This window comes from Aeromonas sp. 602200 (genome assembly GCF_049173895.1).
In the GTDB taxonomy this organism is placed as follows: Bacteria; Pseudomonadota; Gammaproteobacteria; order Enterobacterales; family Aeromonadaceae; genus Aeromonas; species Aeromonas veronii_A.
In genome coordinates, this window is record NZ_JAAKSL010000001.1 from 448096 (window position 1) to 474821 (window position 26726).

Annotated in this window: 21 protein-coding genes; 13 read left to right on the forward strand and 8 right to left on the reverse strand. The window is 59.3% G+C overall.

Going from position 1 to position 26726, the window contains the following annotated elements:
- Positions 1-2 precede the first annotated feature (2 nt).
- The 7 genes from G5221_RS01970 (at position 3) to G5221_RS02000 (ending at position 8877) form a co-directional block, all read left to right on the forward strand.
- The gene (locus tag G5221_RS01970; RefSeq protein WP_421262711.1) at positions 3-857 is read left to right on the forward strand and encodes an enoyl-CoA hydratase-related protein; all 855 of its coding nucleotides are present in this window, start codon (positions 3-5) and stop codon (positions 855-857) included.
- On the forward strand, positions 854-2824 hold the full coding sequence (locus G5221_RS01975) for an acetyl/propionyl/methylcrotonyl-CoA carboxylase subunit alpha (protein WP_421262712.1): 1971 nt from the start codon (positions 854-856) through the stop codon (positions 2822-2824). Before G5221_RS01970 ends, G5221_RS01975 begins: the two co-directional genes overlap by 4 nt.
- Entirely contained in the window at positions 2821-3789 is a 969-nt protein-coding gene (locus G5221_RS01980; RefSeq protein WP_421262713.1) for a hydroxymethylglutaryl-CoA lyase, read from the forward strand. The genes G5221_RS01975 and G5221_RS01980 overlap by 4 nt, the downstream gene beginning before the upstream one ends.
- A gap of 2 nt (positions 3790-3791) precedes the next feature.
- Positions 3792-4202, forward strand: coding sequence for a MerR family transcriptional regulator (locus G5221_RS01985; protein ID WP_421262714.1), 411 nt, complete (start codon positions 3792-3794; stop codon positions 4200-4202).
- Between the two features lie 36 nt (positions 4203-4238).
- Positions 4239-5000, forward strand: coding sequence for a substrate-binding periplasmic protein (locus G5221_RS01990; protein ID WP_421262715.1), 762 nt, complete (start codon positions 4239-4241; stop codon positions 4998-5000).
- Between the two features lie 52 nt (positions 5001-5052).
- On the forward strand, positions 5053-8055 hold the full coding sequence (locus G5221_RS01995) for a DUF748 domain-containing protein (RefSeq protein ID WP_421262716.1): 3003 nt from the start codon (positions 5053-5055) through the stop codon (positions 8053-8055).
- Positions 8056-8280: 225 nt separating this feature from the next.
- Complete coding sequence (locus G5221_RS02000) at positions 8281-8877, forward strand: acetate uptake transporter (protein WP_005336948.1); 597 nt, start codon at positions 8281-8283, stop codon at positions 8875-8877.
- Between the two features lie 81 nt (positions 8878-8958).
- Here the strand turns inward: G5221_RS02000 and G5221_RS02005 are convergent, their stop codons facing one another.
- Entirely contained in the window at positions 8959-9723 is a 765-nt protein-coding gene (locus G5221_RS02005; protein ID WP_421262811.1) for a zinc-dependent peptidase, read from the reverse strand.
- 76 nt (positions 9724-9799) lie between these two features.
- Entirely contained in the window at positions 9800-10237 is a 438-nt protein-coding gene (locus tag G5221_RS02010) for a GNAT family N-acetyltransferase (protein ID WP_019445255.1), read from the reverse strand.
- A 349-nt stretch (positions 10238-10586) separates the two neighbouring features.
- Between G5221_RS02010 and G5221_RS02015 the strand changes: the two genes are divergently transcribed.
- Positions 10587-12086, forward strand: a complete 1500-nt coding sequence (locus tag G5221_RS02015; protein ID WP_319920702.1) for an alanine/glycine:cation symporter family protein — start codon at positions 10587-10589, stop codon at positions 12084-12086.
- Positions 12087-12156: 70 nt separating this feature from the next.
- Here G5221_RS02015 and G5221_RS02020 read toward each other — a convergent pair whose 3' ends face one another.
- A complete protein-coding gene (locus tag G5221_RS02020) occupies positions 12157-12963 on the reverse strand; it encodes a crotonase/enoyl-CoA hydratase family protein (protein ID WP_216953774.1) in 807 nt (268 codons plus the stop codon).
- Positions 12964-13131: 168 nt separating this feature from the next.
- On the opposite strand from G5221_RS02020, the gene G5221_RS02025 reads away from it, so the two are divergent.
- The 5 genes from G5221_RS02025 to G5221_RS02045 all read left to right on the forward strand — a co-directional run bounded on the left by G5221_RS02025 (position 13132) and on the right by G5221_RS02045 (position 19374).
- Positions 13132-14919 (forward strand): putative nucleotidyltransferase substrate binding domain-containing protein, encoded by a 1788-nt coding sequence (locus G5221_RS02025; protein WP_421249226.1) that lies wholly within the window; start codon positions 13132-13134, stop codon positions 14917-14919.
- 2 nt (positions 14920-14921) lie between these two features.
- On the forward strand, positions 14922-15548 hold the full coding sequence (locus tag G5221_RS02030; protein WP_421262717.1) for a 3'-5' exonuclease: 627 nt from the start codon (positions 14922-14924) through the stop codon (positions 15546-15548).
- Positions 15549-15653: 105 nt separating this feature from the next.
- Positions 15654-15965 carry a DUF485 domain-containing protein gene (locus G5221_RS02035; RefSeq protein ID WP_040068110.1) on the forward strand — a complete coding sequence of 104 codons (312 nt, stop codon included), beginning with the start codon at positions 15654-15656 and terminating at the stop codon, positions 15963-15965.
- Entirely contained in the window at positions 15962-17614 is a 1653-nt protein-coding gene (locus G5221_RS02040) for a cation acetate symporter (protein ID WP_040068108.1), read from the forward strand. Before G5221_RS02035 ends, G5221_RS02040 begins: the two co-directional genes overlap by 4 nt.
- Before the next feature lie 167 nt (positions 17615-17781).
- On the forward strand, positions 17782-19374 hold the full coding sequence (locus tag G5221_RS02045; RefSeq protein WP_421208366.1) for an ABC-F family ATPase: 1593 nt from the start codon (positions 17782-17784) through the stop codon (positions 19372-19374).
- A 234-nt stretch (positions 19375-19608) separates the two neighbouring features.
- Here G5221_RS02045 and ppiD read toward each other — a convergent pair whose 3' ends face one another.
- From ppiD to clpP, 5 genes are all read right to left on the reverse strand, one after another.
- Entirely contained in the window at positions 19609-21522 is a 1914-nt protein-coding gene (gene ppiD, locus G5221_RS02050) for a peptidylprolyl isomerase (protein WP_201981452.1), read from the reverse strand.
- 150 nt (positions 21523-21672) lie between these two features.
- The gene (gene hupB / locus G5221_RS02055) at positions 21673-21945 is read right to left on the reverse strand and encodes a nucleoid-associated protein HU-beta (RefSeq protein ID WP_005315375.1); all 273 of its coding nucleotides are present in this window, start codon (positions 21943-21945) and stop codon (positions 21673-21675) included.
- 240 nt (positions 21946-22185) lie between these two features.
- Positions 22186-24540, reverse strand: coding sequence for an endopeptidase La (gene lon, locus G5221_RS02060; RefSeq protein WP_421254780.1), 2355 nt, complete (start codon positions 24538-24540; stop codon positions 22186-22188).
- A 141-nt stretch (positions 24541-24681) separates the two neighbouring features.
- On the reverse strand, positions 24682-25956 hold the full coding sequence (gene clpX / locus G5221_RS02065) for an ATP-dependent protease ATP-binding subunit ClpX (protein ID WP_005336977.1): 1275 nt from the start codon (positions 25954-25956) through the stop codon (positions 24682-24684).
- A gap of 70 nt (positions 25957-26026) precedes the next feature.
- Positions 26027-26650 (reverse strand): ATP-dependent Clp endopeptidase proteolytic subunit ClpP, encoded by a 624-nt coding sequence (gene clpP / locus G5221_RS02070; RefSeq protein WP_005336979.1) that lies wholly within the window; start codon positions 26648-26650, stop codon positions 26027-26029.
- Positions 26651-26726 lie beyond the last annotated feature (76 nt).

Sequence of the window (26726 nt, forward strand, 5' to 3'; positions counted from 1 at the left end):
CTATGTCAGATCCATTTACTTCATCAGCACTTGGCTCTTCAACACAGGGCTCGTTTCGGCTGGAACGGCATGGCCCGCTGGCCGAGCTGGTGCTGTCGCGCCCGGCCCGCCACAACGCCTTTGATGCCGACCTGATGCTGGGGCTGCTCGACTGTCTCGATGATCTGGCCCATCTTCATGGTCATGATCTCGCCGAACGCCCCCACGCCCTGCTGCTGCGGGCAGAGGGCAAACACTTTTGCGCGGGCGCCGACCTCAACTGGATGCGTAATCTGGCCCACGCAGATTTCGAGCACAATCGCGAAGACGCTCGGGTACTGGCGCGGCTGATGCAGACCCTCGATGAGCTTCCCTTCCCTACGGTGGCGCTGGTGCAAGGGGCCGCCTATGGCGGGGCGCTGGGCCTCATCTGCGCTTGCGATCTGGTGCTGGCCAGCGACGATGCCCGCTTCTGCCTCTCAGAGGTGAGCCTGGGTCTGGTGCCTGCGGTGATCAGCCCCTACGTGGTGCGCACTATGGGGATGCGTCAGGCGCGCCGCTACATGCTCAGTGCCGAGCCGTTCGATGCCATTACCGCCTGTCGGCTCAATGTGGCACACCAACTCTGCAAACCGGATCAACTGCTGGCGGAGGGGCGAGCGCAGGCCCTTCGTCTGTGCCGCAACGGGCCGGAGGCGATGAAAGAGACCAAACGACTGCTGGCGGCCATAGAGGCCCATCCTTCCCGCCTGCACGAAGAGAGAACTGTCGAGACCATTGCCCGGGTTCGGGTGGGGCTCGAAGCACAGGAGGGAATGCAGGCCTTCTTTGACAAACGCCCTCCCGCCTGGCGTCCCCGTTTCAAGGATGAGACATGACCCATCACACTCAAATTAAGCGCCTGCTGATTGCCAATCGCGGCGAAATCGCCGTGCGCATCATCAAGACGGCGAAACGCCTCGGCATCCACACCATCGCCCTCTACTCCGATGCCGACGCCCATGCCATGCACACCCGTCTGGCCGATGAGGCATGGCATCTGGGGCCTGCACCGGCCAGAGAGAGTTATCTCGACACCGGCAAGGTGCTGAAGATTGCCAAAGAGGCGCACGCCGATGCCATCCATCCCGGTTACGGTTTTCTGTCGGAAAACAGCGATTTTGCCACCGCCTGCGAACAGCGCGGCCTGCGCTTTGTCGGCCCAAGCGGCGCCGCCATTCTCGCCATGGGCGACAAATCGGGCGCCAAGGCGCTGATGCAGTCCGCCGGCGTACCTGTACTGCCTGGCTATCACGGCACGGATCAGCGGCCGGACTTCTTGCGCGATCAGGCGAGCCAGATTGGCTTCCCGCTACTTATCAAGGCGGCCAGCGGCGGCGGTGGCAAGGGGATGCGCCGGGTCGATCAGCTGGCCGACTTTGACGAGTCGCTGGCGGCAGTCAAACGGGAGGCAAAGGCTGCCTTTGGCGACGATCTGGTGCTGCTCGAGCGCTATCTGCCCAAGGCTCGCCATGTGGAAGTACAGGTCTTTGCCGATAGCCTCGGCAACGCCATCTATCTAGGGGACAGGGACTGCTCGTTGCAGCGACGCCATCAGAAGGTGATCGAAGAGGCGCCCGCCCCCGATATTCCTCCGGCTCTGCGCCGCACCATGGGGGAGGCAGCCGTGGCCGCTGCCAAGGCCATCCACTATCAGGGGGCTGGCACCATCGAATTTCTGCTCTGCAAGGATGAGTTCTTCTTTATGGAGATGAACACCCGGCTGCAGGTAGAGCATCCCGTCACCGAAGCGGTGACCGGACAGGATCTGGTGGCCTGGCAACTGGCCGTGGCCGAGGGCAAGCCGCTGCCACTCACTCAAGATGAAGTGGTGCTGCGCGGCCATGCGGTGGAGGCGCGCCTCTACGCCGAGGATGTGGCGGCCGGTTTTCTGCCCGCAAGCGGCCCCATCCACTGGCTGCACTGGCCCGTTGGTGTGCGCATCGACACCGGCGTCACCGCAGGCGATGAGGTCAGCCCCTATTACGATCCCATGATCGCCAAGCTGATCGCCCACGGTCAGAGCCGCGCCGAGGCGTTCGTCCAACTGGCCGATGCGCTGGCGGCGCTGGATCTCGGCCCGCTGGTACACAACGGCCCGCTGCTGCTGCGCCTGTGTGAAGAGCCTGACGTCTTGGCGATGCGCCACCACACCCAGTGGCCTATCCCCACCACAGCGCAGCCCATTCCTGACCTTGCCTGGCCGCTGGCCACCCTCTGGCTGGCGAGCCGCCCCACGGGCCCCTCTCCCTGGCAGCAAGCCTGCGGATTTCGCCTTGGGCCAGATCGCTGCTGGACAGCGGCGGTGCGCATCGGTGATGAGCGCCGGGTATTGACCCTTCACGATCATGGCGGCCAGTTTGAGTGGCAAGGGGAAACCCGTTGCTACCAGAGAGGTGATGATAATATCCGGCTGCAGCAGGGTGGCTGCTGGCAACAAATCCCCATTCAGAGGGTCGCAGGCTCGGAGGCAACCTTCATCATGACCCTGGGGCGCCAGCGCATCCGCTTCGCGGCCGATGATCGGCAGCACAGCCACCACCATGAGCAGACAAACGAGAAGGCGCAGGGCGCCATCGCCCCCATGCACGGCATCGTGGTAGCCGTGCTGATCGAGCAGGGGCAAACAGTCAGCAAGGGGCAACCCCTGCTGGTGCTGGAGGCGATGAAGATGGAACACCAGTTGCGTGCAGAGCGAGACGGGGTAATTGAAGCCCTGCAGTGCAAACAGGGCGAGCAGGTAAGCCAGGGGGCCGTGCTGGTGCGCTTTGCCGAAGAGACTGCTTCACAGGAGGTTCACCCATGAACCGATCACAGGACGTCCGTGACGACAGGGTCAGTCTGGTGGAGATGGGGCCGCGGGACGGCTTGCAAAATGAAGCCAACCCGCTGGCACTGATCCAGCGGCTGGAGCTGATCCAGCGACTGGCCGACAGCGGTCTGCAGCGCATCGAGGTCGGCGCCTTCGTATCGCCCAAAAAGGTGCCGCAGATGGCGGACTCCGCAGTACTTTTTCAGGCACTGCCGCGCAAGGGCTCAACCCGTTACGGTGCCCTGGTGCCCAATCTGCAAGGCTTGCAGGCTGCCATTGCCGCTCGCGCCGACGAAATTGGCCTCTTCACCGCCTGCTCCGATGGCTTTACCCGCGCCAATATCGGCATCAGCGTGGAGGAGTCGCTGGTCCGCTTCGCCCCGCTGGTGCAGGAGGCGCGCCGACTCGGCATCAAGGTGCGCGGCTACCTCTCCACCGTCATCGCCTGCCCGTTCGATGGCCCGACCCGCCCGAAACGGGTCGCCGCCATGGCCGAACAGTTGCTGGATCTCGGCTGCCACGAAATTTCGCTGGGAGACACCATAGGCGTCGGCACCCCGGGCACGGTGACGCCCATGCTGGATGCGGTGCTGCACGAGATCCCGGCGGGACGGCTCGCGGTCCATTTTCACGACACCTACGGCCAGGGTCTGGCCAACCTGCTGCCCGCGCTGGAGCGCGGCATTCGCACTATCGACTGCTCGGTAGCGGGCCTTGGCGGCTGCCCCTATGCACCGGGCGCTTCCGGCAATGTGGCGTCAGAAGAGGTGGTCTACCTGCTGCACGGCCTTGGCATGACGACCGGGGTGGATCTCGACAAATTGGCGGCCACCGGCCAGTGGGTCAGCGAGCAGCTCGGTCGCCCCAACGGCTCGCGGGTCGGTCAGGCTCTGCACGCCAATGCCGAGCGGCTGCGGGCCCGCCTCTGCCAGCCACTCTCCCGGCAACAGGAGTCATAACCATGTCCCGTTCCCAGCCCTGCAAGGAGATCACCTACAGCATCTCGGAGCTGGCCCACGAATTCGATGTCACGCCGCGCACCATCCGCTACTACGAGGATGAGGGGCTGCTCACCCCGCTGCGGGAGGGGCAAACCCGCATCTACAGCCATCGGGACAAGATCCGGCTCAAGTTGACCTTGCGCGGCAAACGGCTGGGGTTTAGCTTGGCCGAGATCCGCGAGCTGTTCGATATGTACGACACCGACAAATCGAGCAAAACCCAGCTCCACTCCATGATCCAGCTGATCGAGGCAAAACGCGGCATGCTGCGCCAACAACTGGAGGATATCCAGATGGTGATGGCCGAGCTGGAGGCCGCCGAACAGCGCTGTGTTAATTCCCTTAACAGCTTGAAAACTGGCGCAGATTAACCGAATCTGGGAGCAAGCTATTGCCTTGGGGATCCCATGAGATATTGGTGCTGGTTTTTGCTCTTGTTCAGCCTCTCTGGCTGGAGCCATCCCCTCATCAAGGTTGGCGGATACCCCTATGCCCCCTTTGTGGTCAAACTCTCCGATTCCCGCTATGAAGGGCTGACGCTGGACCTCATCGCCAAGCTAAACGAGATCCAGCACGAGGTAAGATTCGTGTTTGTTCCCACCTCGGCCGCCAACCGTTACAAGGCGCTCGATCTGGGCCGTTTCTCGCTGATGCTGTTTGAAGACACCAAGTGGGGCTGGGACACAGATAAATTCAAGATAACAGCCCCCTTTCTCGGTGGTGGTGAGGTCTATGTGGCCCTGAACAAAACGGGCCGGGATCAGCGCTTTTTTGACGATCCTGCCAGCCATCACCTCATCGGGGTGACCGGCTATCACTACGGCGTCGGCCAGTTCAATGCTGATCCCCTCTACCTGCAGCGCAAGCTCAATATCACCCTGGTCAAGGACAACATCAGCGCCCTGCAAGCCCTGCTCAAAGGGCGCGGCGAGGTAGCCATTCTCAACGTTTCATACCTTAACCAGTATCTGCAGGCCAATCCCGACACAGCCGACCAGCTGCTGATCTCGCAAAAATGGGATCAACAGTATCAACACCGCGCCATCCTTCACCCTGAGGCCCCCATTACCCCTGCCCAGCTGGAACAGTGGCTGGCAGCGCTGCAACAAAAGGGTGAACTGGATCGCCTTTGGACAAAGTACGGCGTACAACAGCACGCAACCCCATGATTACTATCCAGCTTTTCTGTACCATGGCGGGAACCAAATGGGAGTGCACCAAATGAACACCACCGAGCCCGCGTCCCCCAAGCTCCGCTTGCTGCGCTACCTTGCCTACGCTTTCCTGCTGCTTCTTATCCTGATCACCCTGCTGCTGTGGCAAACCCCCCGTCTGATCCAGCGCTATCTGCCCGGCTGGCTGGCCGAGCACTACGGCCTGCAACTGATGCTGGGGGAGATTAATGTAGGACTGCGCAACCCTTCTCTCACCCTCGGCGCGACTGCCCTGCTCGATGCCAAACAGCAGCCTATCATCGGTTTTGAGCAGCTATTTATCACCCCAAACCTGCAAGCCAGCTGGCAGCAGAGAGGGGTCGTGCTTTCCACCGTCACCCTGACCAAACCCGTGGTGCTGCTGCAACGGCTGACAGATAAAAAAGGAGATGTTCGACTCAACCTGACCGATGCGCTTGCCACCCTGCTCGCCCCTGCGCCCTCCCCCGAGCCCGAAACAGCCAGCGCCCCGCTATTGGTCGATATTGCCAGCATCGCAGTCACTGACGGCCATGTGCGCTATCAGGATCAACGCAAGGAGAGCGAACCCGGCTGGTTTCCGCCTCTCAATCTGGAGAAAGTGACCCTCAAGCTCGATAACCTGCGCACCGAGGCAAATCACCCGACCGCCTATCAGCTGAACGCCGCCATCAACGGCAAAAGCAGCCTCGCTGCCCACGGCAAACTCGATGTGATGAGCGGCATGGGTCAGGGTAAGGTGAGCCTCAAACAGGTCGACCTGAAACCCTTCGCCCCGCTCTGGACACCCTATCTCAAGCTGGATCTGGCCAAGGGCCACGCCAATGCAGAGGTGGAGTACCAGCTTAAAGAGGGCAAGCAAGGGGTACTGTGGCAATTGTCCAAAGGCAAGCTGACGCTGGACAACTGGCAGCTTAAAAAACACAAGGGCGACGAATTTGCCCGCTTCGGCCAGCTGGCCCTTAGCGATCTGGCTGTCGATGGCCAGAAACAGTCGCTCCAGATCGGCAAGGTAACCCTGCAACAGCCCCTGCTCAAGGCCACCCTCAACCCACAGCAGGAGCTTGATCTGGCTGACTTGCTGATTGAACAAGCTCCCGCCAAGCCCGTCAAAGGAGCCGACACCGCAAACGAGGTGGCCAACAATGCGGCGCCCAAGTCGGCACAACAAGCAAAGACAGCCGGTAACGGCAAGAAACATATGCCAGACAAACCCTGGCAGTGGCAGATCAAGCAGATCGCCATCGTCAAGGGCGATCTCACCCTCACCGAATCGAGCAGCGGCAAACCGCAGGCACGCCAGCTCTCCGGCCTCAAGCTGGCGTTGGGGCCACTGGGCAGCAAGGGGGAGCAACCGAGCAAACTGACTCTGGCCACCCAGTTCAACCAGAGCAGCCCCCTCGCCTTTGATGGCCAACTGACCCTGACTCCTTTCACCTTAAGTGGCGACATCAACCAGCAGGGGCTGCCCCTGACGCTGGCACAGCCCTATCTGGCCGATCTGGTACGCATTAAGGTGCAAAACGGGCTGCTGAGCAGCAAGACCCGCCTTGATCTCGCCACCACCGCCCAGGGAGATCTGAGCAAGCTGACCCTGCAAGGGGGGCTCGATATCAACGGGCTCAAAGTAGTCGATCGGGCAGACAATCAGCGGCTGCTGGAGTTTAACACCCTGGCTCTCACCGGTCTGACGTACGACGGCATCAGCCAGCAGATGCGGATCAAGGACATTGCTCTGAACAAGCCCTTCGCCCGCATCGAGATCAACGAAGATGGCACCACCAACCTGCAACAGCTGCTGTTGCCGCAACCAGCGGCAGCAAAAAGTACTGAAGCAAAGGCAGGCAGCAAGGCTCCCGACTTTCGTTTCACCATCGACCAGCTGCGCACCGAGCAGGGCAACCTGCGCTTTGCCGATCGCAGCCTGAGCCAAGATTTTGTGGCCGATATCGCCTCGCTGGGCGGCCAAAGTCGCCATATCAGCAATATTCCGGGGCAACGCTCCGATCTCGCCTTCAACGGCAAGGTGGATCGCTATGCGCCAGTGACCATTCGCGGCGGTACCAACCTGCTGGTGGCCAACCCGATCCTCGACATCGCGGTCGCTTTCCACAATCTGGAGCTCACCACCTTCACCCCCTATTCGGGCACCTATGCCGGTTATGCCATCGACAAGGGGCAGCTCTCCATGAAGCTGCACTACAAGCTGGAGGGCAATCGGCTGGAGGGGGATAACGACATCACCATCAAGAAGCTGCAACTGGGCGAGAAGATCAAGAGCGATCAGGCCAAGGATCTGCCGCTGGGGCTAGCCATCGCCCTGCTAAGCGATGCCAACGGGGTGATACAGATGAACCTCAAGGTGAAGGGCGATCTCGATCAACCGGACTTCAGCATCGGCAATATCTTCTGGGATGTGCTGGGCAACACCCTGAGCAAGGCGATCACCTCCCCCTTCTCCCTGCTCGCCTCGCTGGCCGATGGCACCGAAGATCTCGACGAACTTCCCTTCCTGCCGGGGGATCCCGATCTCACCCCCACCCAGCAGGAGAAACTGGTCAAGCTGGCGCAGGCCCTTAAGGATAGACCCAAGCTCAGCATGAACATTCGCGGCAAGGTCAACTTCAACGAGGAGCGCCCCATCCTGCAACGGCAAAAGCTGGAGCGGGTACTGGCCAAGCTCACCGGCAATCAGGCGGATCTCGACCTGCTGGAACAGGACTCAGCCCTGCAAGAGGCGCTGGCCCAGGCCTATGAAGAGCGCTTTGGCGAAGATCTGGAAGATCTGGCGGACCGCCTCCATCTGGATGAAGAGAGCACGGCACTGCGGGCCCAGGCGGTGATCCTGCTGCGGGATCAGCAGCTCATCACCGCCAAATCCCTGCGCAATCTCGCCATGCGCCGGGCGCAAAATACCAAGGAGTTTCTGGTCGACAGCCAGGGGATCGCCCCGGAGCGGCTGTTCGTGCTCGACAGCCAGGTCAAGGAAGAGGACAAGGAAGCCAAAGTGATCCTGACACTGGATCAGTGACGCCGCCGCACTTCGTAAAAAGCGTAATAAAAATACAACCCCTCAACTATTTTGACACCTTTTGCTCACCAAACAGCCTGCCTTGGTGAGCATTTGGCCTCTGATGCAAATAATCACGTAGTTTTTTTACGATTTATCCCCATTGCCCCCTTGCGGGCGCGCCACAGCCTGCCTAAAATCGCGCGTCTTTTGTTAACCCCCACCTCTATTTTTGGAGAACGCCACGTGAGCGAAAAATTGGCCAACCCTGCCCCTCTGGGTCTGATGGGTTTCGGTATGACCACCATCCTGCTGAACATCCATAACGCAGGTTTCTTCCCCATCAGCGCCATGATCCTGGCCATGGGCCTGTGCTACGGCGGCATCGCCCAGATCATTGCTGGCATCATGGAGTACAAGCGTGGCAACACCTTCGGTGTGACCGCGTTCACCTCCTACGGCCTGTTCTGGCTGAGCCTGGTGTTCCTGCTGATCATGCCGACCATGGGTCTGGCCGAAGCCACTCCGCACGCCTACATGGGTTGGTATCTGCTGATGTGGGGCATGTTCACCCTGTTCATGCTGGTTGGCACCATCAACTACCCGCGCGCCAAGCAGTTCGTGTTCGCCTCCCTGACCGTGCTGTTCTTCCTGCTGGCCGCCCGTGACTTCACCGGCAGCACCCTGATCGGCACCATCGCCGGTTTCGAAGGCATCATCTGTGGCGCCAGCGCCATCTACCTGGCCATGGCCACCGTGATCAACGAGCAGTTCGGCCGCACCGTGATGCCGATCGGCGATCACAAGAAAGCCGCCGCCGTACAGCTGAAAGCCGCTGCCTGATAGGCAAGCCACTCAGATTGTAAAAAAGGCACCCTCGGGTGCCTTTTTGCTATCTCGAATAACCATTCAACCGATCGGTTATCAGCTAAGTGACCCGGCGTCCACCTCCCCCGCCAGCAAGCGGGTCACGGGGAAACGTAGGGCGGGATCCTGGCTAAAGAACTGGCTCAGTTGCCGGTATACCGCGGGATAAACCTGCTGCAGCCGCAGCGGATCGGTAAAGAAACATTCGCAGCTGACGGCAAAAAATTCGGCGGGATGTTCAGCCGCATAGGGATCGATAGCGGTTACCTCGTCCCGATCAAGCTGCTGGCAGAGCGCATCGAAGGCGCTCTGAAAGGCCTGTTGCCAAAGCAGGCTGCTCATCTGCCCCGGCAACGGCGGCGCACCGTCCGCCTCACCACCCAGCATATCGAGTTTGTGGGCCAGCTCGTGGATCACCAGATTAAAGCCGTCCCAGTCGCCATCCTGCTGCAGTTCGCTCCAGGCCAGCACCAGCGGCCCTTGCGGCCAGGATTCGCCAGCGTTCTCCTCTTCAAACTCGCTCACCAGCCCGAACTCATCCTGTACTTCCTGACGCCGGGTCACGGGCTCGGGAATGATGATGATTTCGTGAAAGCCGCGATACCAGTCAAGGCCGAGGTGCAGAATAGGCAACGCCGCCTGCAGCGCCAGCACCGCCTGTTGACGGCGGCTGAGCTCGACCCCGATCAGGGTCAGGGTCTTGCGCTTGAGCAGCTGTTGCCCCAAGCCGATAAGCATTGTCTGCTCGGTGTCGCTGAGCCCTTGCAAGACGGGCACAGCCGCCAGCGCCTGACGCCACAGCGCCAACTCATCCTCACTCATGGGAGTTTGCGGGCGACCACCCAGCCATTTGAACCATCCCAGCACGCCTACTCCTTCTTTTGATGCAAACAACAGGTCACAGCAGTTTGACGAACCGTTTCGGCCGCTCCTGATAATCCTGCGCCAGATAGAAACGGTGGGCCGCCTCGCGCTTGAGACTGCTGGAGAGTTCCAGCTGGGCGCAACCTGCGGCCCGCGCCATCGCTTCGGCGCCCTTGAGCAAGGCTGCGCCCACTCCCGCCCCTCTTGCCCCTTCATCGACAACCAGCGCCGAGATCAGGCCCCAAGCTGGTGCAACATGCAGCGGTGCCAGCTTGTGCCACACCAGCACGCCGACCACCTTGTCGGCCAGGGATGCGAGCAGCACAACGCTCGCGGGATCCGGCGCCAACAGGCGCGCCGTCACGTCAGCGCCTTCGGCAGGATACCCCAATTGGGTGAACAGGTGGGCGATGGCGCTCCCGTCGTCGGCCTCAGGGGGACGGATCGTCAACGTTTCAGGATCATTTTTCATTGTTGGCCTCATGTTTGCTTTCCATTGTGTTACGCCCGTCACATTGTCCGGCGCAGATCAACAAGGAGGATCTCATCTTTACTCATAGAAAACGCTGCCTGCCATTATCCACCCACCCTTGTCAATTCACAAATTTGCAACAAGACAACATTTTTAGCTGGGAAGAATGGATGCAACTCGATATGTTACCTCCCATGCATGGCGAGGGTTTGCGCCCTGCCAAACCACTCGGAGCCACCCTCGTTTGCTTACCTCAGACTGTTAACAAATGAGCCCCGAACTGTGACAGAGAGCGAGGCCAAGATCTCGCCAAGACAGCGCCACAAACACAACAAAGGAGTTGTTGTACATGAATGAAATCGTCAATGCCATCAATGGTGTAATCTGGAGCCCTGCGCTCATCTACCTGTGTCTGGGGGTCGGTCTTTACTTCTCCCTGCGCACCCGTTTTTTGCAACTGCGTCATATGAAAGAGATGGTGCGCCTGATGTTTGATGGCAAGAGCACCGATGCCGGTGTCTCCTCCTTCCAGGCGCTGGCCATGACCCTGGCCGGTCGCGTGGGTACCGGTAACATCGCAGGTGTGGCCACCGCCATCACCTTCGGTGGTCCGGGCGCCCTGTTCTGGATGTGGATGGTCGCCTTCCTCGGCGCCAGCTCTGCTTTCGTGGAGTCCACCCTGGGTCAGGTTTACAAAGAGAAGATCAACGGTGAATACCGCGGCGGCCCGGCCTTCTACATCGAGAAAGGGCTTGGCATGAAGTGGTACGCCTGGACCTTCGCCATCGCCACCGTCTTCGCCTGCGGCGTGCTGCTGCCGGGCGTGCAGGCCAACTCCATCGGTTCCAGCCTGCAGACCGCCTTTAATATCGATCCGAACGTCACCGCCGCCGGTCTGGCGCTGCTGCTCGGCTTTATTATCTTCGGTGGCGTCAAGCGTATCGCCAGCTTCGCCAGTACCGTGGTGCCCTTTATGGCGCTGGGCTACATCATCGTGGCTTGCGTCATCATCGCCCTCAATATCGGCCAGCTGCCGGGCGTGATCCTGCTGATCTGGAAGAGCGCCTTCGGTCTGGATGCCGGTTTCGGTGCCATTCTGGGTCTGGCCATCATGTGGGGGGTAAAACGCGGGGTCTACTCCAACGAAGCGGGTCAGGGTACCGGACCGCACGCCTCCTCTGCTGCGGCAGTGAGCCACCCGGCCAAGCAGGGTCTGGTGCAGGCGTTCTCCGTCTATATCGACACCCTGTTCGTCTGCTCCGCCACCGGCTTTATGCTGCTGATCACCGGCCTCTATAACGTACAAGGGCCGGACGGCGCCGCCATCTACACGGGTATTGCCGGTATCGCAGCAGGCCCGGGCTATGTGCAGACCGCCATGGAGAGCATGATGCCGGGCTTTGGCAGCATTTTCGTGGCCATCGCGCTGTTCTTCTTCGCGTTCACCACCATCGTTGCCTACTACTACATCGCCGAAACCAACATCGCCTACATCAACCGCAAGATAAATCGCCCCTGGCTCACCTTCTTGCTGAAGATTGCGCTGATGGCTGCCACTGTCTACGGCACCGTCAAGACGGCAGATCTGGCGTGGGGCATGGGTGATATCGGGGTCGGCCTGATGGCATGGCTCAACATCATCGCCATCCTGCTGCTGCAAAAAACCGCCTTCACCTGTCTGAAGGATTATGAAGCGCAGCAGGCACAAGGGATTGACCCCGTATTCCACCCGGAGAAGCTCGGCATCAAGAACGCCGATTACTGGGTGGGCAAACGCTCCGAAGAGAACTTGGAGCGGGAGAAATCGGGCCATCAGTTCGAGCCGGATCAGGATCGCAAGATCTCCTAAACCGACACGAAATAACCGTTCGATAAAAATGGCAGCCTCGGCTGCCATTTCTTTTTCCTGTCACCTCATCTCAGAGCGGATTGCGGCGCGGCCCGAAGGGCAGGCGCCAGCGAAACAGGCTGTTAAGGGTGGCCCGCCACTGATTGGGTCGCCCCAGGATCTGCTTTTGCAAGCGGGTCTCTTCTTTCAGCATCGCCTCATCGCTGCGGGCCCAGGCCTGACTGTAGAGCTGCTTGATCCCCGCCAGTGCATCCGGCGACTTGGTGATAAGAGTGCGGGCAAACTCCCGCGCCTCCACCAGCGGATCGGCGCAGACCCGACTCACCAGCCCGAGGGATTTGGCCTCGATGGCATCCAGCTCGCGCCCGCTCATGGCCAGCTCCATGGCGGTATCCACTCCCATCAGGTTGCGCATGGTGACGCTACCGCTCATATCGGGAATGATGCCCCACTTGATCTCCATCACCGAGAAGCGGCAATCGGGGGTGCTGAAGCGAAAATCGGCGCCGAGCGCAATCTGCAAGCCACCGCCAAAACAGACTCCCTGGGTCACCGCAATCACCGGCACCGGCAGCTGGTGCCAGCCATAGGCAACCCGCTGGGCCAGATTGGTCGCCTCGTCTGCTTCACGCTTGAGAATATCGAGCGCCGCTACCGGCTGTCTCAGCATGGATTTCACATCCAGCCCGGCGCAGAAGGCTCGCCCCTCGCCATGCAGGATCACCGCCCGCAGCCCCTTGTGCCGGGCGAGCTGCGTCAATGTCTCATCGATGGCGCTGAACATGGCGCGGTCCAGCGCATTGAGTTTGTCCCCCCGCGTCAGCATCACTTCGGCAATCCCGTCGTGGATCTCGCACTTGATCCTTGGTTTTTCCATCTCCCTTATCCTCCCCTTGATCCCTGAAATTGACTCACTGGTCATACCACTACGTTATCAGAGTGTGAACAGGCGGTACAGCTGAGACTAAAGTCGGCTGGTCGCCTCCCCCTCCCTTTGTCACACTGGGAGCTGCATGAGTGCCGCAAGCCAGCAGAGGACGCTGTCATGTCAACCCTGTTCAATTTTGCCAGACCACCGTTCGACCGACTGGGCGAGGAGGCGCGCGAGCGGCTCTCCCGTCACCTTTCGCTCTGCTATTTTCGGGCCGGGGATCTGCTGCTCAAGGAGGGGGACGAGCCTCCCGGCCTCTATCTCATCATCAAGGGAGCGGTGGAAGAGTCGGCCCCTCACCACCAGTTTGGTGATTACGGGGTTGATGATCTGTTCGATGTGCGCGCCCAGTTTGACGGCCGCTGCCGCCACCGCTTCACCGCGCTGGAAGATAGCCTCTGCCAGCTCATTCCTCGCCACACCTTTCTGGCGCTCTGTGAGCAGGATCCACAGTTTGCCAGCTACTTCACCGCCAATCTGGCCGAGCGCCAGCGCCAGCAGGAGCAACGCGAACAGCTGGGTCAGAAGAATCTGGCGGAATTTATCCTGACCCGCATCGAACCGGGCCACCTGCAGGCACCGCTTATCGTCGACAGCAAGCTGTCACTGCTGGCGGCCACCGAAGCCATGGTGAGCGAGGGGACCGATTGCCTGCTCTCCCCGGCCCACGACGGCTCCCTCACGCTGGCAACCCGCAAGACCTTGCTCCACGCCCTGACTCTCAAGGGATTGCCGCTGACGGCCCCCCTCTCGGTGCTGACTCCCACGCCCTTGATTGGTCTGCCGCTGGAGAGCTATCTGTTTGATGCCCTGCTGCTGATGACCCGCCATCGCATCAAGCGACTGGTGGTGTGGCGCGGCAACGAGGTGGCGGGCATCTTGCAACTGACCCAGGTGCTGGGGCTCTTCTCGACCCACTCCCACGTGCTGACGTTACGTATCGCCCGCGCCGACAGCCTGCCGACGTTGGAGGCAGTCGCCCGCGAGCAGCAACAATTGACCCGCTCGCTGTTTGCTCAGGGGATTCACACCGCATTTTTGATGAAGCTCATCGCCACCATCAACGAGCAACTGATCGCCAAAGCCTTTGCGCTGGTGATCCCCCCCGAGGTGCAGGATAAGGTCTGCCTGCTGATGCTGGGCTCGGAGGGGCGCGGCGAGCAGATCCTCAAAACCGATCAGGACAACGCCCTGATCCTGCCAGAGGGGCTGGCATGGCCCACCCAGGCAGCCGATCTGGCCGAATTCAGCGCCCTGCTGGAGCACCTCGGCTACCCGCTGTGCCCCGGGCAGGTAATGGTGAACAATCCGGCCTGGGTAAAAACAGGCGATGAGTGGCAAAGCGCCATTGCCAGCGCCTGTACCACGGCAAATGAGGATGAGCTGCTCTGGCTCGCCACCCTGGCCGATGCTCACCCCATAGCAGGGGATCGTCAGCTCCATCTGCCTGTTGCCAGAGCGCTGCGCGAGCAGTTGGCGGACAGGCGGGATCTGCTGGCGGAGATGGTGCGACCGGCGGTGGCCTTTCATGCCCCCCTCACTCTGTTTGGCAGGCTGGAGCAGCCACCGGAAGGGCTGGATCTCAAGCGGGGCGGCCTGTTTCCGCTGGTGCACGGTATCCGCATGCTGGCCCTTGAGGCTGGCATTCTGGAGACCTCAACCCTGGGGCGTATCGATGCGCTGGTGGCAGCCGATCGGCTCAGTGCCGACTATGGCAGCAATCTGGCAGAGGCGTTTCGGCTCTTTATCCGGCTGAGGCTGCGCAGCCAGCTCAAGGGGGGCAATAGTCGGGTGCAGACAAGCGAGCTTAGCCACAGCGAGCGGGATCTGTTGCGTCAGGCGCTGCATCAGGTTAAGAAGTTCCAGCAGTGGCTCACCTTGCACTTTCGTCTGAGACAATAGCCATGTTGAGCCGCGTTCGACGCTACTGGTATGGCCGTGCGTTCCGAACTGGCGAGTTCGCGCCGCTCTTTGCCACCCCACCGGAAGATGAACGGATCGCCCTCGATTTCGAGACCACCAGTCTCGATCCCGAGCAGGCCGAGATCGTCTCCATCGGGGCGGTGCGCATTCAGGGCAACCGGCTGCTGACCGGTGAGGCCCTCGCCATCAAGGTACAGCCACCGGCCAGCCTGACCAGCCAATCTGTGGTGATCCACGGTCTGCGCCATCAGGATCTGCAACAGGGAATGGAGCTGGAAGCCGCGCTGCGCCTGCTGCTCGACTATATCGGCCCGCGCGAACTGGTGGGCTATCACATCGCCTACGATCTGCGCATTCTCAATCTCGCCTGCCAAAAATTGTGGGGATTGACCCTGCCCCAGCGAGGGATCGAGGTGAGCCAGCTTTATCATGACCACCTCTATCGCCGCTACCCCGATGCTGCGATTGACCTCCACTTGAGTGACATCTGCCGTCACTTGGCGCTGCCCCCCCTGCCCGCCCACGATGCCCTTGCCGATGCCACCACGGCCGCGCTCATCTACCTGCGCCTGACCTGCGGCTCGCCGCTCACTTATCCCAAAGTCTAATTGTCGAGAAATAACATTTAATTCACATTTTGCTTACATGAGCAGATTGCCTGCTCGTCGGGGTTACCCCATCCACCGCTGACACTCATGTTATGGAGAACTGCAATGGAACAGCAAAGCTATCTGAGGATCCAGCAAGATCCCAACTTCCAGGAGCTGGTCGCCAAGCGCCAGCGTTTTGCCTGGGCCCTCTCGGCTCTGATGCTGGGACTCTACCTGGCGTTTATTCTGCTCATCGCCTTTGCCCCCGGTTGGCTCGGCACCCCCTTGAGCGAAGGGTCGACCATTACTCGCGGCATTCCTGTCGGGGTAGGATTGATCCTCTCCTCCTTCGTGTTGACCGGCGTCTATGTCTTTCGCGCCAACGGCGAGTTTGATGAACTGAACCAGAAGATCCTCAAAGGGGTGCAATCATGAAAGGCAAGTTGCTGCTGTTGACCTCACTGGCCTCCTCTCCCCTGCTGGCGGCCGATGCAATCTCTGGCGCCGTGGAGCGTCAGCCCCTTAATGTCGCCGCCATCGTGATGTTTCTGGTGTTTGTGGCCGCTACCCTGTTCATCACCTACTGGGCCTCCAAGCGCAACCGCTCGGCTTCCGACTACTATGCTGCCGGTGGCCGTATCACCGGCTTCCAGAACGGTCTGGCCATCGCCGGTGACTATATGTCCGCCGCCTCCTTCCTCGGGATCTCCGCGCTGGTCTACACCTCCGGCTATGACGGCCTCATCTACTCCATCGGCTTTCTGGTGGGCTGGCCCATCATTCTGTTCCTGATCGCCGAACGGCTGCGCAATCTCGGCAAATACACCTTCGCAGATGTCGCCTCCTATCGTCTGAAGCAGACTGAAGTGCGTACCCTCTCCGCCTGCGGCTCGCTGGTGGTGGTCGCCCTCTACCTGATCGCCCAGATGGTCGGTGCCGGCAAACTGATCGAGCTGCTGTTTGGCCTGCAATACCATGTGGCCGTGGTGCTGGTCGGTATCCTGATGGTGCTCTACGTGCTGTTTGGCGGCATGCTGGCCACCACCTGGGTGCAGATCATCAAGGCAGTGATGCTGCTCTCTGGTGCGTCCTTCATGGCCATCATGGTGATGAAGTCAGTCAACTTCGACATCGGCGCCCTGTTTAGCGAAGCGGTCAAAGTGCACGAGAAAGGCTCCGCCATCATGAGCCCGGGCGGGCTGGTCTCCGACCCCATCTCCGCCATCTCGCTCGGTCTGGCATTGATGTTCGGTACCGCCGGCCTGCCCCACATCCTGATGCGCTTCTTCACCGTAAGTGACGCCAAAGAGGCGCGTAAATCGGTGTTCTACGCCACAGGCTTTATCGGTTACTTCTACATTCTCACCTTCATCATCGGTTTTGGCGCCATCTTGCTGGTGAGCACCAACCCGGCCTTCAAGGATGCCACCGGCGCCCTGCTGGGCGGCACAAACATGGCAGCCGTCCACCTGGCTGATGCAGTGGGTGGAAGTCTGTTCCTTGGCTTCATCTCTGCCGTGGCATTTGCCACCATTCTGGCGGTAGTCGCCGGATTGACCCTGGCCGGTGCCTCTGCGGTCTCCCATGACCTCTATGCCAGCGTGTTGAAGAAGGGCAAGGCCAACGAGACCGATGAACTGCGCGTCTCCAAGATGACGACTCTGGTGCTGGGTGTGGTTGCCATTGGTCTGGGGATCCTGTTCGAGAAGCAGAACATCGCCTTCATGGTCGGTCTGGCCTTCTCCATCGCCGCCAGCTGCAACTTCCCGGTGCTGTTCCTCTCCATGTTCTGGTCACGCCTGACCACCCGTGGCGCCGTCTACGGTGGCTGGCTGGGACTGGCGAGCGCAGTGACCCTGATGATCCTGGGTCCGACCGTGTGGGTGAAAGTGCTGGGCCATGCCCAGGCCATCTTCCCCTACGAATACCCTGCCCTCTTCTCCATGGGGTTGGCATTCATCGGGATCTGGTTCTTCTCCATCACTGACAGCTCCCAGAACGCCGCCGACGAGCATGCCAAGTTCCTGCCGCAGTTCGTTCGCTCCCAGACCGGGCTGGGTGCCTCTGGCGCCACCTCCCACTAACAGATCAAGTTCATCCTTCCAAGCCGGCTTCGCGCCGGCTTTTTTTATTGCCCATCAATCGGCTGCACGCCCCGCTTGCCCCGATCAAGATCACACTTCTCGCTAAAACTTTCGGGGGATCTGTGCCATAATGCGCGCCATTTGACAGACCAATCGGGACACATACCTTGTTAAGTAGCAACAACATCACCATGCAGTTCGGCGCCAAGCCGCTGTTTGAGAACATCAACGTCAAGTTTGGCGGCGGCAACCGCTATGGCCTTATCGGCGCCAACGGCTGTGGCAAGTCCACCTTTATGAAGATCCTCGGCGGTGATCTGGAGCCCACTGGCGGTAATGTGAGCCTGGACGTCAACGAGCGCATCGGTAAGCTGCGTCAGGATCAGTTCGCCTACGAAGATATGCGCGTACTGGACGTGGTCATGATGGGTCACACCGAGCTGTGGGCGGCCATCGCCGAGCGCGATGCCATCTACGCCAACCTCGAAGCCACCGACGAAGACTATATGAAGGCCGCCGAGCTGGAAGGTCTGGTCGCCGAATATGACGGCTACACCGCTGAAGCGCGTGCAGGCGAGCTGCTGCTGGGTGTCGGCATTCCCCTTGAGCAGCACAGCGGCCCGATGAGCGAAGTGGCGCCGGGCTGGAAACTGCGGGTGCTGCTGGCACAGGCGCTGTTCTCCAACCCCGATATCCTGTTGCTGGACGAACCGACCAACAACCTGGACATCAACACCATTCGCTGGCTGGAGCAGGTGCTCAACGAACGTGAAAGCACCATGATCATCATCTCTCACGACCGTCACTTCCTGAACTCCGTCTGTACCCACATGGCGGATCTGGACTACGGCGAGCTGCGCGTCTACCCGGGCAACTACGACGACTACATGCTGGCCGCCACCCAGGCGCGCGAGCGTCTACTGGCCGACAACGCCAAGAAGAAGGCCCAGATCGCCGATCTGCAATCCTTCGTCTCCCGTTTCAGCGCCAACGCCTCCAAGTCCCGTCAGGCGACCTCCCGTCTCAAGCAGATCGACAAGATCAAGATTGAGGACGTCAAGGTCTCCAGCCGCCAGAACCCCTTCATCCGCTTCGAGCAGGACAAAAAGCTCTATCGCAACATCCTGGAAGTGGAAGGTGTATCCAAGGGGTATGGCGACGGTCCCCTGTTCAAGGGCCTCAACATGATGATGGAAGTGGGCGAAAAGGTCGCCATTCTGGGTACCAACGGTATCGGTAAGTCTACCCTGATCAAGACCCTTGTCGGTGCACTGGCTCCGGATACCGGCAGCATCAAGTGGTCCGAGAACGCCCAGATCGGTTACTACGCTCAGGATCACGCCGAAGATTTCGACACCGATCTCAACGTGTTCGACTGGATGGCCCAGTGGAAACAGGAGAACGAAGACGAGCAGGCTGTACGCTCCGTACTGGGCCGTCTACTTTTCTCCCAGGACGACATCAAGAAGCCGGTCAAGGTGCTCTCCGGTGGTGAACAGGGCCGCATGCTGTTCGGCAAGCTGATGATGCAACGCCCCAACATCCTGATCATGGATGAGCCGACCAACCACCTGGACATGGAATCCATCGAATCCTTGAACATGGCACTGGAGCTCTACCAGGGGACCCTGATCTTCGTCTCCCACGATCGCGAGTTCGTCTCCTCCCTGGCGACCCGCATCCTGGAGCTGACTGAAGATGGCATCCGCGACTTCGGCGGCACCTACGAGGATTACCTGCGCACCCAGGGCGTGGTATAACCCCGCAAGTGCGCAATGCAAAACCGGCACTCATGTGCCGGTTTTTTTATATCCCGTATTTAGACGACTGAGATGGCGTATAGCAGTGGTGTGACTACACGCCACAGAGCAGAGAGCAGAGAGCAGAGAGCAGAGAGCAGAGAGCAGAGAGCAGAGCTTGAATATCCCCCCTCTTGCCCACAGATAAAAAAACGGCTCCATCAAGGAGCCGTTTTCACTGAATTGAACTGACGATTACTCGACGGTCGCTTCCACGCTGGTGAAGTACTCGATCTTGGCCGCTTTACGCAACTCGTCGATCAGAGATTTGTAATCCACCTGGGCTTTGCCCTGACCCAGCTGAGCTTGCAGCATGGCGGCCATACCGGATGCGGCGGCAGGGACGTTGACCTTGTCCAGCGCAACCACAACGCGGTCACCATTGGTCTCGGCAACCAGAGCCACGCTCGGCTTGCCGTCGATCGGATGGGGCAGCGTGAACGCCTGGGCAATCAGGTTCTGATCCAGCTCGCGATCGAAGCGGGCAACCCCTTTGTGGGTCTCCACTTTCAGACCGAGTGCAGTCAGATCGGCGGTGATGCTCTCACCTACCTTCAGCTTGTCCAGCAGGCCCTGGGCCTTGCCACGGGCCACTTCGCTAGCCTTGTCATGCTTGATGGCGGCAATCACCTGCTCTTTCACCTCGGCCAGCGGCTTGACCGCTTTGGGCTTGTGACCAGTGATGTGCAGCACCAGCGCCTTGCCGTCAGCCAGCTCGATCACGTCGGAGTTGGTGTTGTCATCGCGCAGCTGTTCGGAGAACGCTACGGAAAGCACCTTGGGATCGTTCAGCGGAGCCGGAGCAGTCGCCTGGGTGAAGAAATCGGAAGATTGAACCTTCATCCCCATGGCATCAGCGGTCAGATCCAGCGAGTCCGGGTTTTCGAAGCTGTTGTCAGCCATCTTCTGCTGCTCGGCGAAGAATTTCTCCTTGGCCTTGTCAGCTTGCAGACGAGTGATGGTCTCTTCTTTCACATCGGCAAACGGCTTGGTCTGGGCTGCTTCAACCCCCAGCAGCTTGATGATGTGGAAACCGAACGGGCTCTTCACCACGCCGGAGAGATCGCCAGCCTTGTTCAGGGCGAACGCGGCTTTCTCGAAGGCCGGATCCATCACCCCTTTCTCGAACCAGTCCAGCTCACCGCCTTTTTTGGCAGAGAAGGTATCGGAAGAGTCAGCCTTGGCCAGCGCAGCGAAATCATCACCCGCCTTGGCTTTGGCCAAAACGGCTTCTGCTTTCTGCTCGGCCGCTTTCTCGTCCTTGCCAAACGGGATCAGGATGTGAGCCACGTGGCGACGCTCGGCACGCTGGAACAGATCCTGGTGCTGATCGTAGTAATCCTGGGCATCCTGCTCGGTGACCTTGATATCTTTGGCGAGGTTGGCGGCGTCCAGCAGCAGATAGTCGACCTTGACCTGCTCGTCGTTCATGAAACGGGCGCCATTGGTCTTGTAGTACTGCTCAAGCTCGTTGTCGGATACCTGAACGTCAGCCATGTAGTTGGCGGCAGCCAGACGCACCAGACGCAGATCGCGAGTCTGGTTGTAGAGCTTGTCGAGCTGCTCCGCTTCACCCTTGAGGGAGAATTCGGTGCCCAGCAGGGCGCTCATCAACTGTTGACGCACCATGTCCTGACGCAGGGAGTCACGGAACATTTCGGGAGTCATGCCGGCACGACGGATCAGTTGCAGGTAACGGTCATTGTTGAACTTGCCGTTCTCGGCAAACTCCGGCATCGCTACGATGGCTTGCTTGATCTGCTCATCGCTGACGCGCAGACCCAGCTCGCGAGCCTTGCTGTCCAGCAGCGCCTGATCGATCAGCCGATCCAGCACGCCACGGCGGAACTGTTTCATGTAATCGGGGTTCGCGGCCAGCTGGCTGAATGCCTCTCCCATCTGGGATTCCATGCGGGCGCGCTCGTTACGGTAGGCATTTTCCAGTGCCGCAGCACTGATCTCGGTGCCATTGACGGTGGCGGGGGCGGTACGGGCCGGGCCGTTCAGGTAACTACCTACACCAGCCAAGGCAAAGGAGAGGATGATCAGGCCCAAGATAACCTTGGCTACCTTGCCCTGCGCCCCTTCGCGTAGTTTATCCAACATCATGTTTGTACTTATGCTCCCGAACTCGATGGGCGTAAACAATAAAAAGGCGCACCGATTGCGATGCGCCTTGGTCAATCAGTATGAGAGAAGACTCTCTAACTTGTCTGGTCTGCGACCAAGGACGGTAGCCGACGGATATCAGCGACCGACTTAGTTAACAGCGTCTTTCAGGGCCTTACCGGCTTTGAAGGCAGGAACTTTACCAGCAGCGATTTCGATGGTCGCGCCAGTCTGCGGGTTACGGCCTGAACGGGCAGCACGCTCGCGTACAGCGAAAGTACCGAAACCAACCAGAGCAACCTGGTCACCCTCTTTCAGCGCTTCACCAACAGCATCAATGAAGGCATCCAACGCACGGCCAGCGGCAGCTTTGGAGATATCGGCACCGTCTGCAATCTTGTCAATCAGTTGAGATTTATTCACTCTTATATTCCCCTTTTATCAAACACCGCTGCGGCGCTGATTTCCCTGGCCACAACAAGTGGAGGTTTTATAGCAAGCCTCCTGATCAGTTGCAAGTGACAATCTGGCGCAAACCCGCGCCACACAACGCATTGCGACTCATCACGAGTACCCGATCGGTGGTCAAGGCTACTTCCGTTATCGGGCGCATGCAAGCCTTAACCACCCGCCGAATGCGCCAAATTTGCGGCGCATCAACATTTACACGACAGAAACGCGCTCAAACCCCTGTGGATTGTCCTGCAACGCCAATTCCAGCACCTCGTCAATCCAGCGAACCGGATAAATTTCAAGGTCTTGTTTGACGTTTGCCGGGATCTCCTCAAGGTCACGCTCGTTCTCTTTCGGAATAAGCACTCGCTTGATGCCGCCACGGTGGGCTGCCAGCAACTTCTCCTTGAGACCGCCGATGGGCAGCACTTCGCCGCGCAAGGTGATCTCCCCTGTCATCGCCACATCAGCACGAACCGGATTACCGGTCAAGCTGGAGACCAGGGCAGTACACATGGCGATACCGGCGCTCGGACCATCTTTCGGGGTTGCCCCTTCCGGTACGTGCACGTGGATATCGCGCTTCTCGTAGAAGTCGGCATTGATCCGCAACTTCTCGGCACGGGTACGCACCACCGTCATGGCCGCCTGAATGGACTCCTGCATCACTTCACCGAGAGAACCGGTATAAGTGAGCTTGCCTTTGCCCGGCATGTTGGTGGTCTCGATGGTGAGCAGATCGCCCCCCACCTCGGTCCACGCCAGACCACATACCTGACCAATCTGATTCTGGTCGGTCGCCTTGCCGTAATCGAAACGCTGCACCCCGAGGAACTCCTTGAGGTTGGCCTGATTGACCTGAACATGCTTGATGCTCTTGTCCAGCAGGATGCGCTTGACCGCCTTGCGACAAATCTTGGAGATCTCGCGCTCCAGACTCCGCACCCCCGCCTCGCGGGTGTAGTAGCGGATCACTCCGACCAGGGCAGAATCTTCGATGGTGATCTCGGACTCTTTCAGGCCGTTGCGCTGGATCTGCTTGGCAACCAGATGCTGCTTGGCAATGTTGAGCTTCTCATCTTCGGTGTAACCGGAGAGGCGGATCACTTCCATCCGGTCCAGCAAGGGGCCCGGGATGTTCATGGAGTTGGAGGTAGCCACGAACATGACGTCCGACAGGTCATAATCCACTTCCAGATAGTGATCGTTGAAGCTGTTGTTCTGTTCCGGATCCAGCACTTCCAGCAAGGCGGATGCGGGATCGCCACGCATGTCCGAGCTCATCTTGTCGATCTCGTCGAGCAGGAACAGCGGGTTCTTCACGCCGACTTTCGCCATCTTCTGGATGAGTTTGCCGGGCATGGAACCGATATAGGTACGGCGGTGACCGCGGATCTCCGCTTCGTCACGCACCCCACCGAGGGCCATCCGCACATATTTACGGCCTGTCGCCTTGGCGATGGATTGGCCCAGCGAGGTCTTGCCCACACCGGGAGGCCCAACCAGACAGAGGATAGGGCCCTTGAGCTTGTTCACCCGTGCCTGTACCGCCAGATATTCGAGGATGCGATCCTTGACCTTCTCGAGGCCATAGTGATCGGCATCCAGCACCTCTTGCGCCTTGCCAAGGTCTTTCTTGACCTTGGAGCGCGCCTTCCACGGCACCTGTACCATCCAGTCCACATAGCTGCGAACCACGGTAGCCTCGGCGGACATGGGAGACATCATCTTCAGCTTGGCAAGCTCGGCCTGGGCCTTTTCACGGGCATCTTCCGGCATGCCAGCCTCTTCAATCTTGCGATTGAGGGCTTCAAACTCATCCGGGCTATCTTCCAGCTCACCCAGCTCTTTCTGGATGGCCTTCATCTGCTCGTTGAGGTAATACTCGCGCTGGCTCTTTTCCATCTGCTTCTTGACGCGAGTACGGATGCGCTTCTCGACCTGCAGCAGGTCAATTTCCGACTCCATCATCGCCATCAGGAATTCGATGCGCTCGGAAACCGAGACGATCTCCAGCACCTTCTGCTTGTCTTCCAGCTTGAGCGGCATGTGGGCCGCCATGGTGTCAGCCAGACGCGCAGCATCGTCGATCGCCGATATCGAGGTCAGTACCTCGGGCGGGATCTTCTTGTTGAGCTTGATATAGCCTTCAAACTGGCCGATGGCGGAGCGAACCAGCACTTCCTGATCCTTCTCCTCAATAGCTTGGGAGGGGATGTACTGAGCCTCGCAGACAAAGAAATCCTTGTCGTCGATCATCCGCTCCAGGCGGGCACGCTGCCCACCCTCTACCAGCACCTTGACGGTGCCGTCCGGCAGCTTGAGCATCTGCAGAATATTGGCCACTGTCCCGACGGTGAAGATCTCCTCCACAGTCGGCTCATCGGTTGACGCATCCTTCTGGGCCACCAGCAGAACTTTCTTATCCTGCTCCATGGCCGCTTCCAGACAGCGAATGGATTTTTCCCGCCCCACAAAGAGTGGAATGACCATGTGGGGATAAACCACCACGTCACGAAGAGGCAGGACGGGAATCTCGATGCGTTCTGAACGCTCTAGGTTCATATATGTCCTCTCGGCTTGTTATACCGTTGGCAAAGCGCTTGGCTGAGTATATGGGGGCGCAGAGATGAGATTCAATCGCCGAAACCGTAAAAAGCATGAAAGGGGCAAAAAGCCCCTTCCATTCGATTAAAAATCAGACATTTACTCTGATGCAGCAGCCTGGGTTTCGGGATTTTCGTAAATCATCAAGGGCGCGGAGTCCCCTTTGATCACTGTCTCGTCGATCACCACCTTGCTGACCCCTTCCAGAGAAGGCAGGTCATACATGGTATCCAGCAGAACGGCTTCCACAATGGAACGCAGACCACGAGCACCGGTTTTACGCTCCATCGCCTTGCGGGCAATGGCGTTGAGTGCGTCGTCACGGAACTCCAGCTCAACACCTTCCAGATCGAACAACGCCGCGTACTGTTTGGTCAGCGCGTTTTTCGGCTCTTTCAGGATCTGGATAAGCGCAGACTCGTCCAGCTCGGTCAGGGTCGCGACCACCGGCAGACGGCCGATGAACTCGGGGATGAGACCATACTTGATCAGATCTTCCGGCTCTACCTTGGCGAAGGTCTCGCTCAGGGTGGCCTTGGCATCCTTGGATTTAACCTCGGCACCAAAACCGATACCGGTTCCCTTCACTGAACGCTGCTCGATCACCTTGTCCAGACCGGCAAAGGCACCGCCACAGATGAAGAGGATCTTGGAGGTATCAACCTGCAAGAACTCCTGCTGCGGATGCTTGCGACCACCTTGCGGCGGCACGGAAGCGATGGTCCCTTCGATCAGCTTGAGCAGTGCCTGCTGTACCCCTTCCCCGGAGACATCGCGGGTGATTGAGGGGTTGTCCGACTTGCGGGAGATCTTGTCGATCTCGTCGATATAGACAATGCCACGCTGGGCTTTCTCTACGTCGTAGTCGCACTTTTGCAGCAGCTTCTGGATGATGTTCTCCACGTCCTCGCCCACATAACCGGCTTCGGTCAGGGTGGTCGCATCGGCCATGGTGAACGGCACATCCAGCAGACGAGCCAGAGTCTCGGCCAGCAGGGTTTTACCGCTACCGGTCGGGCCAATCAGCAGGATGTTGGATTTGCCGAGCTCCACACCACTGTTTTCGCCGCTGTTGCGCAGACGCTTGTAGTGGTTGTAGACGGCAACGGCCAACACCTTCTTGGCATACTCCTGCCCGATCACATAGTCATCGAGATGAGCGCGGATCTGATGAGGGGTCGGCAGCTCGTTACCATCGCGCTTGGGAGAGATCTCGCGGATCTCTTCGCGGATGATGTCGTTGCACAGCTCGACGCACTCATCACATATGTAGACGGAAGGGCCAGCGATCAGCTTGCGCACTTCATGCTGGCTTTTGCCGCAAAAAGAGCAGTAGAGCAGCTTATCACCCTCACCCTTGCGTTTCTCTGTCATTCAGCAACCTCGTTTTATCAATAGAGGATGGATCGGCCTGTTGAGTTTACAACAGACCGGGACACCCTGCTCAGCTACGCTGGCTCAGGACACCATCGACCAGACCATAGGCCACGGCCTGCTCGGCGGACATGAAGTTGTCACGATCGGTGTCACGCTCGATGGTAGCCATGTCCTGACCGGTATGGAAAGCCAAACGCTCGTTCAGGGTATTTTTGATCTTCAGGATCTCTTGGGCGTGGATCTGGATATCAGATGCCTGACCCTGGAAGCCACCCAGCGGCTGGTGGATCATCACGCGGGCGTTAGGCAGGCAGAAACGCTTGCCCTTGGCGCCACCGGCCAGCAGGAAGGCCCCCATGGAGCAGGCCTGCCCCATGCACACAGTGCTGACATCCGGCTTGATGAACTGCATGGTGTCATAGATGGACATGCCCGCAGTCACCGAACCACCCGGCGAGTTGATGTAGATATAGATGTCCTTGTCCGGATTCTCGGACTCGAGGAACAGCAACTGGGCAACCACCAGATTGGCCATGTGATCTTCAACCTGACCAGTCAGGAAGATCACCCGCTCTTTCAGCAGACGGGAGTAAATATCGTAGGAACGTTCACCCTTGGCAGTCTGTTCGACCACGATGGGGACCAGCGCATTGCTGGGAGAATCGGTCATATCGTTATAGTTCTTGTACATAAGGCATTGTCCCTAAAATAAAATGGCCCGAGTGGAGATCACACGAGCCATTATACTTAACAGTCTTGACCTTAAG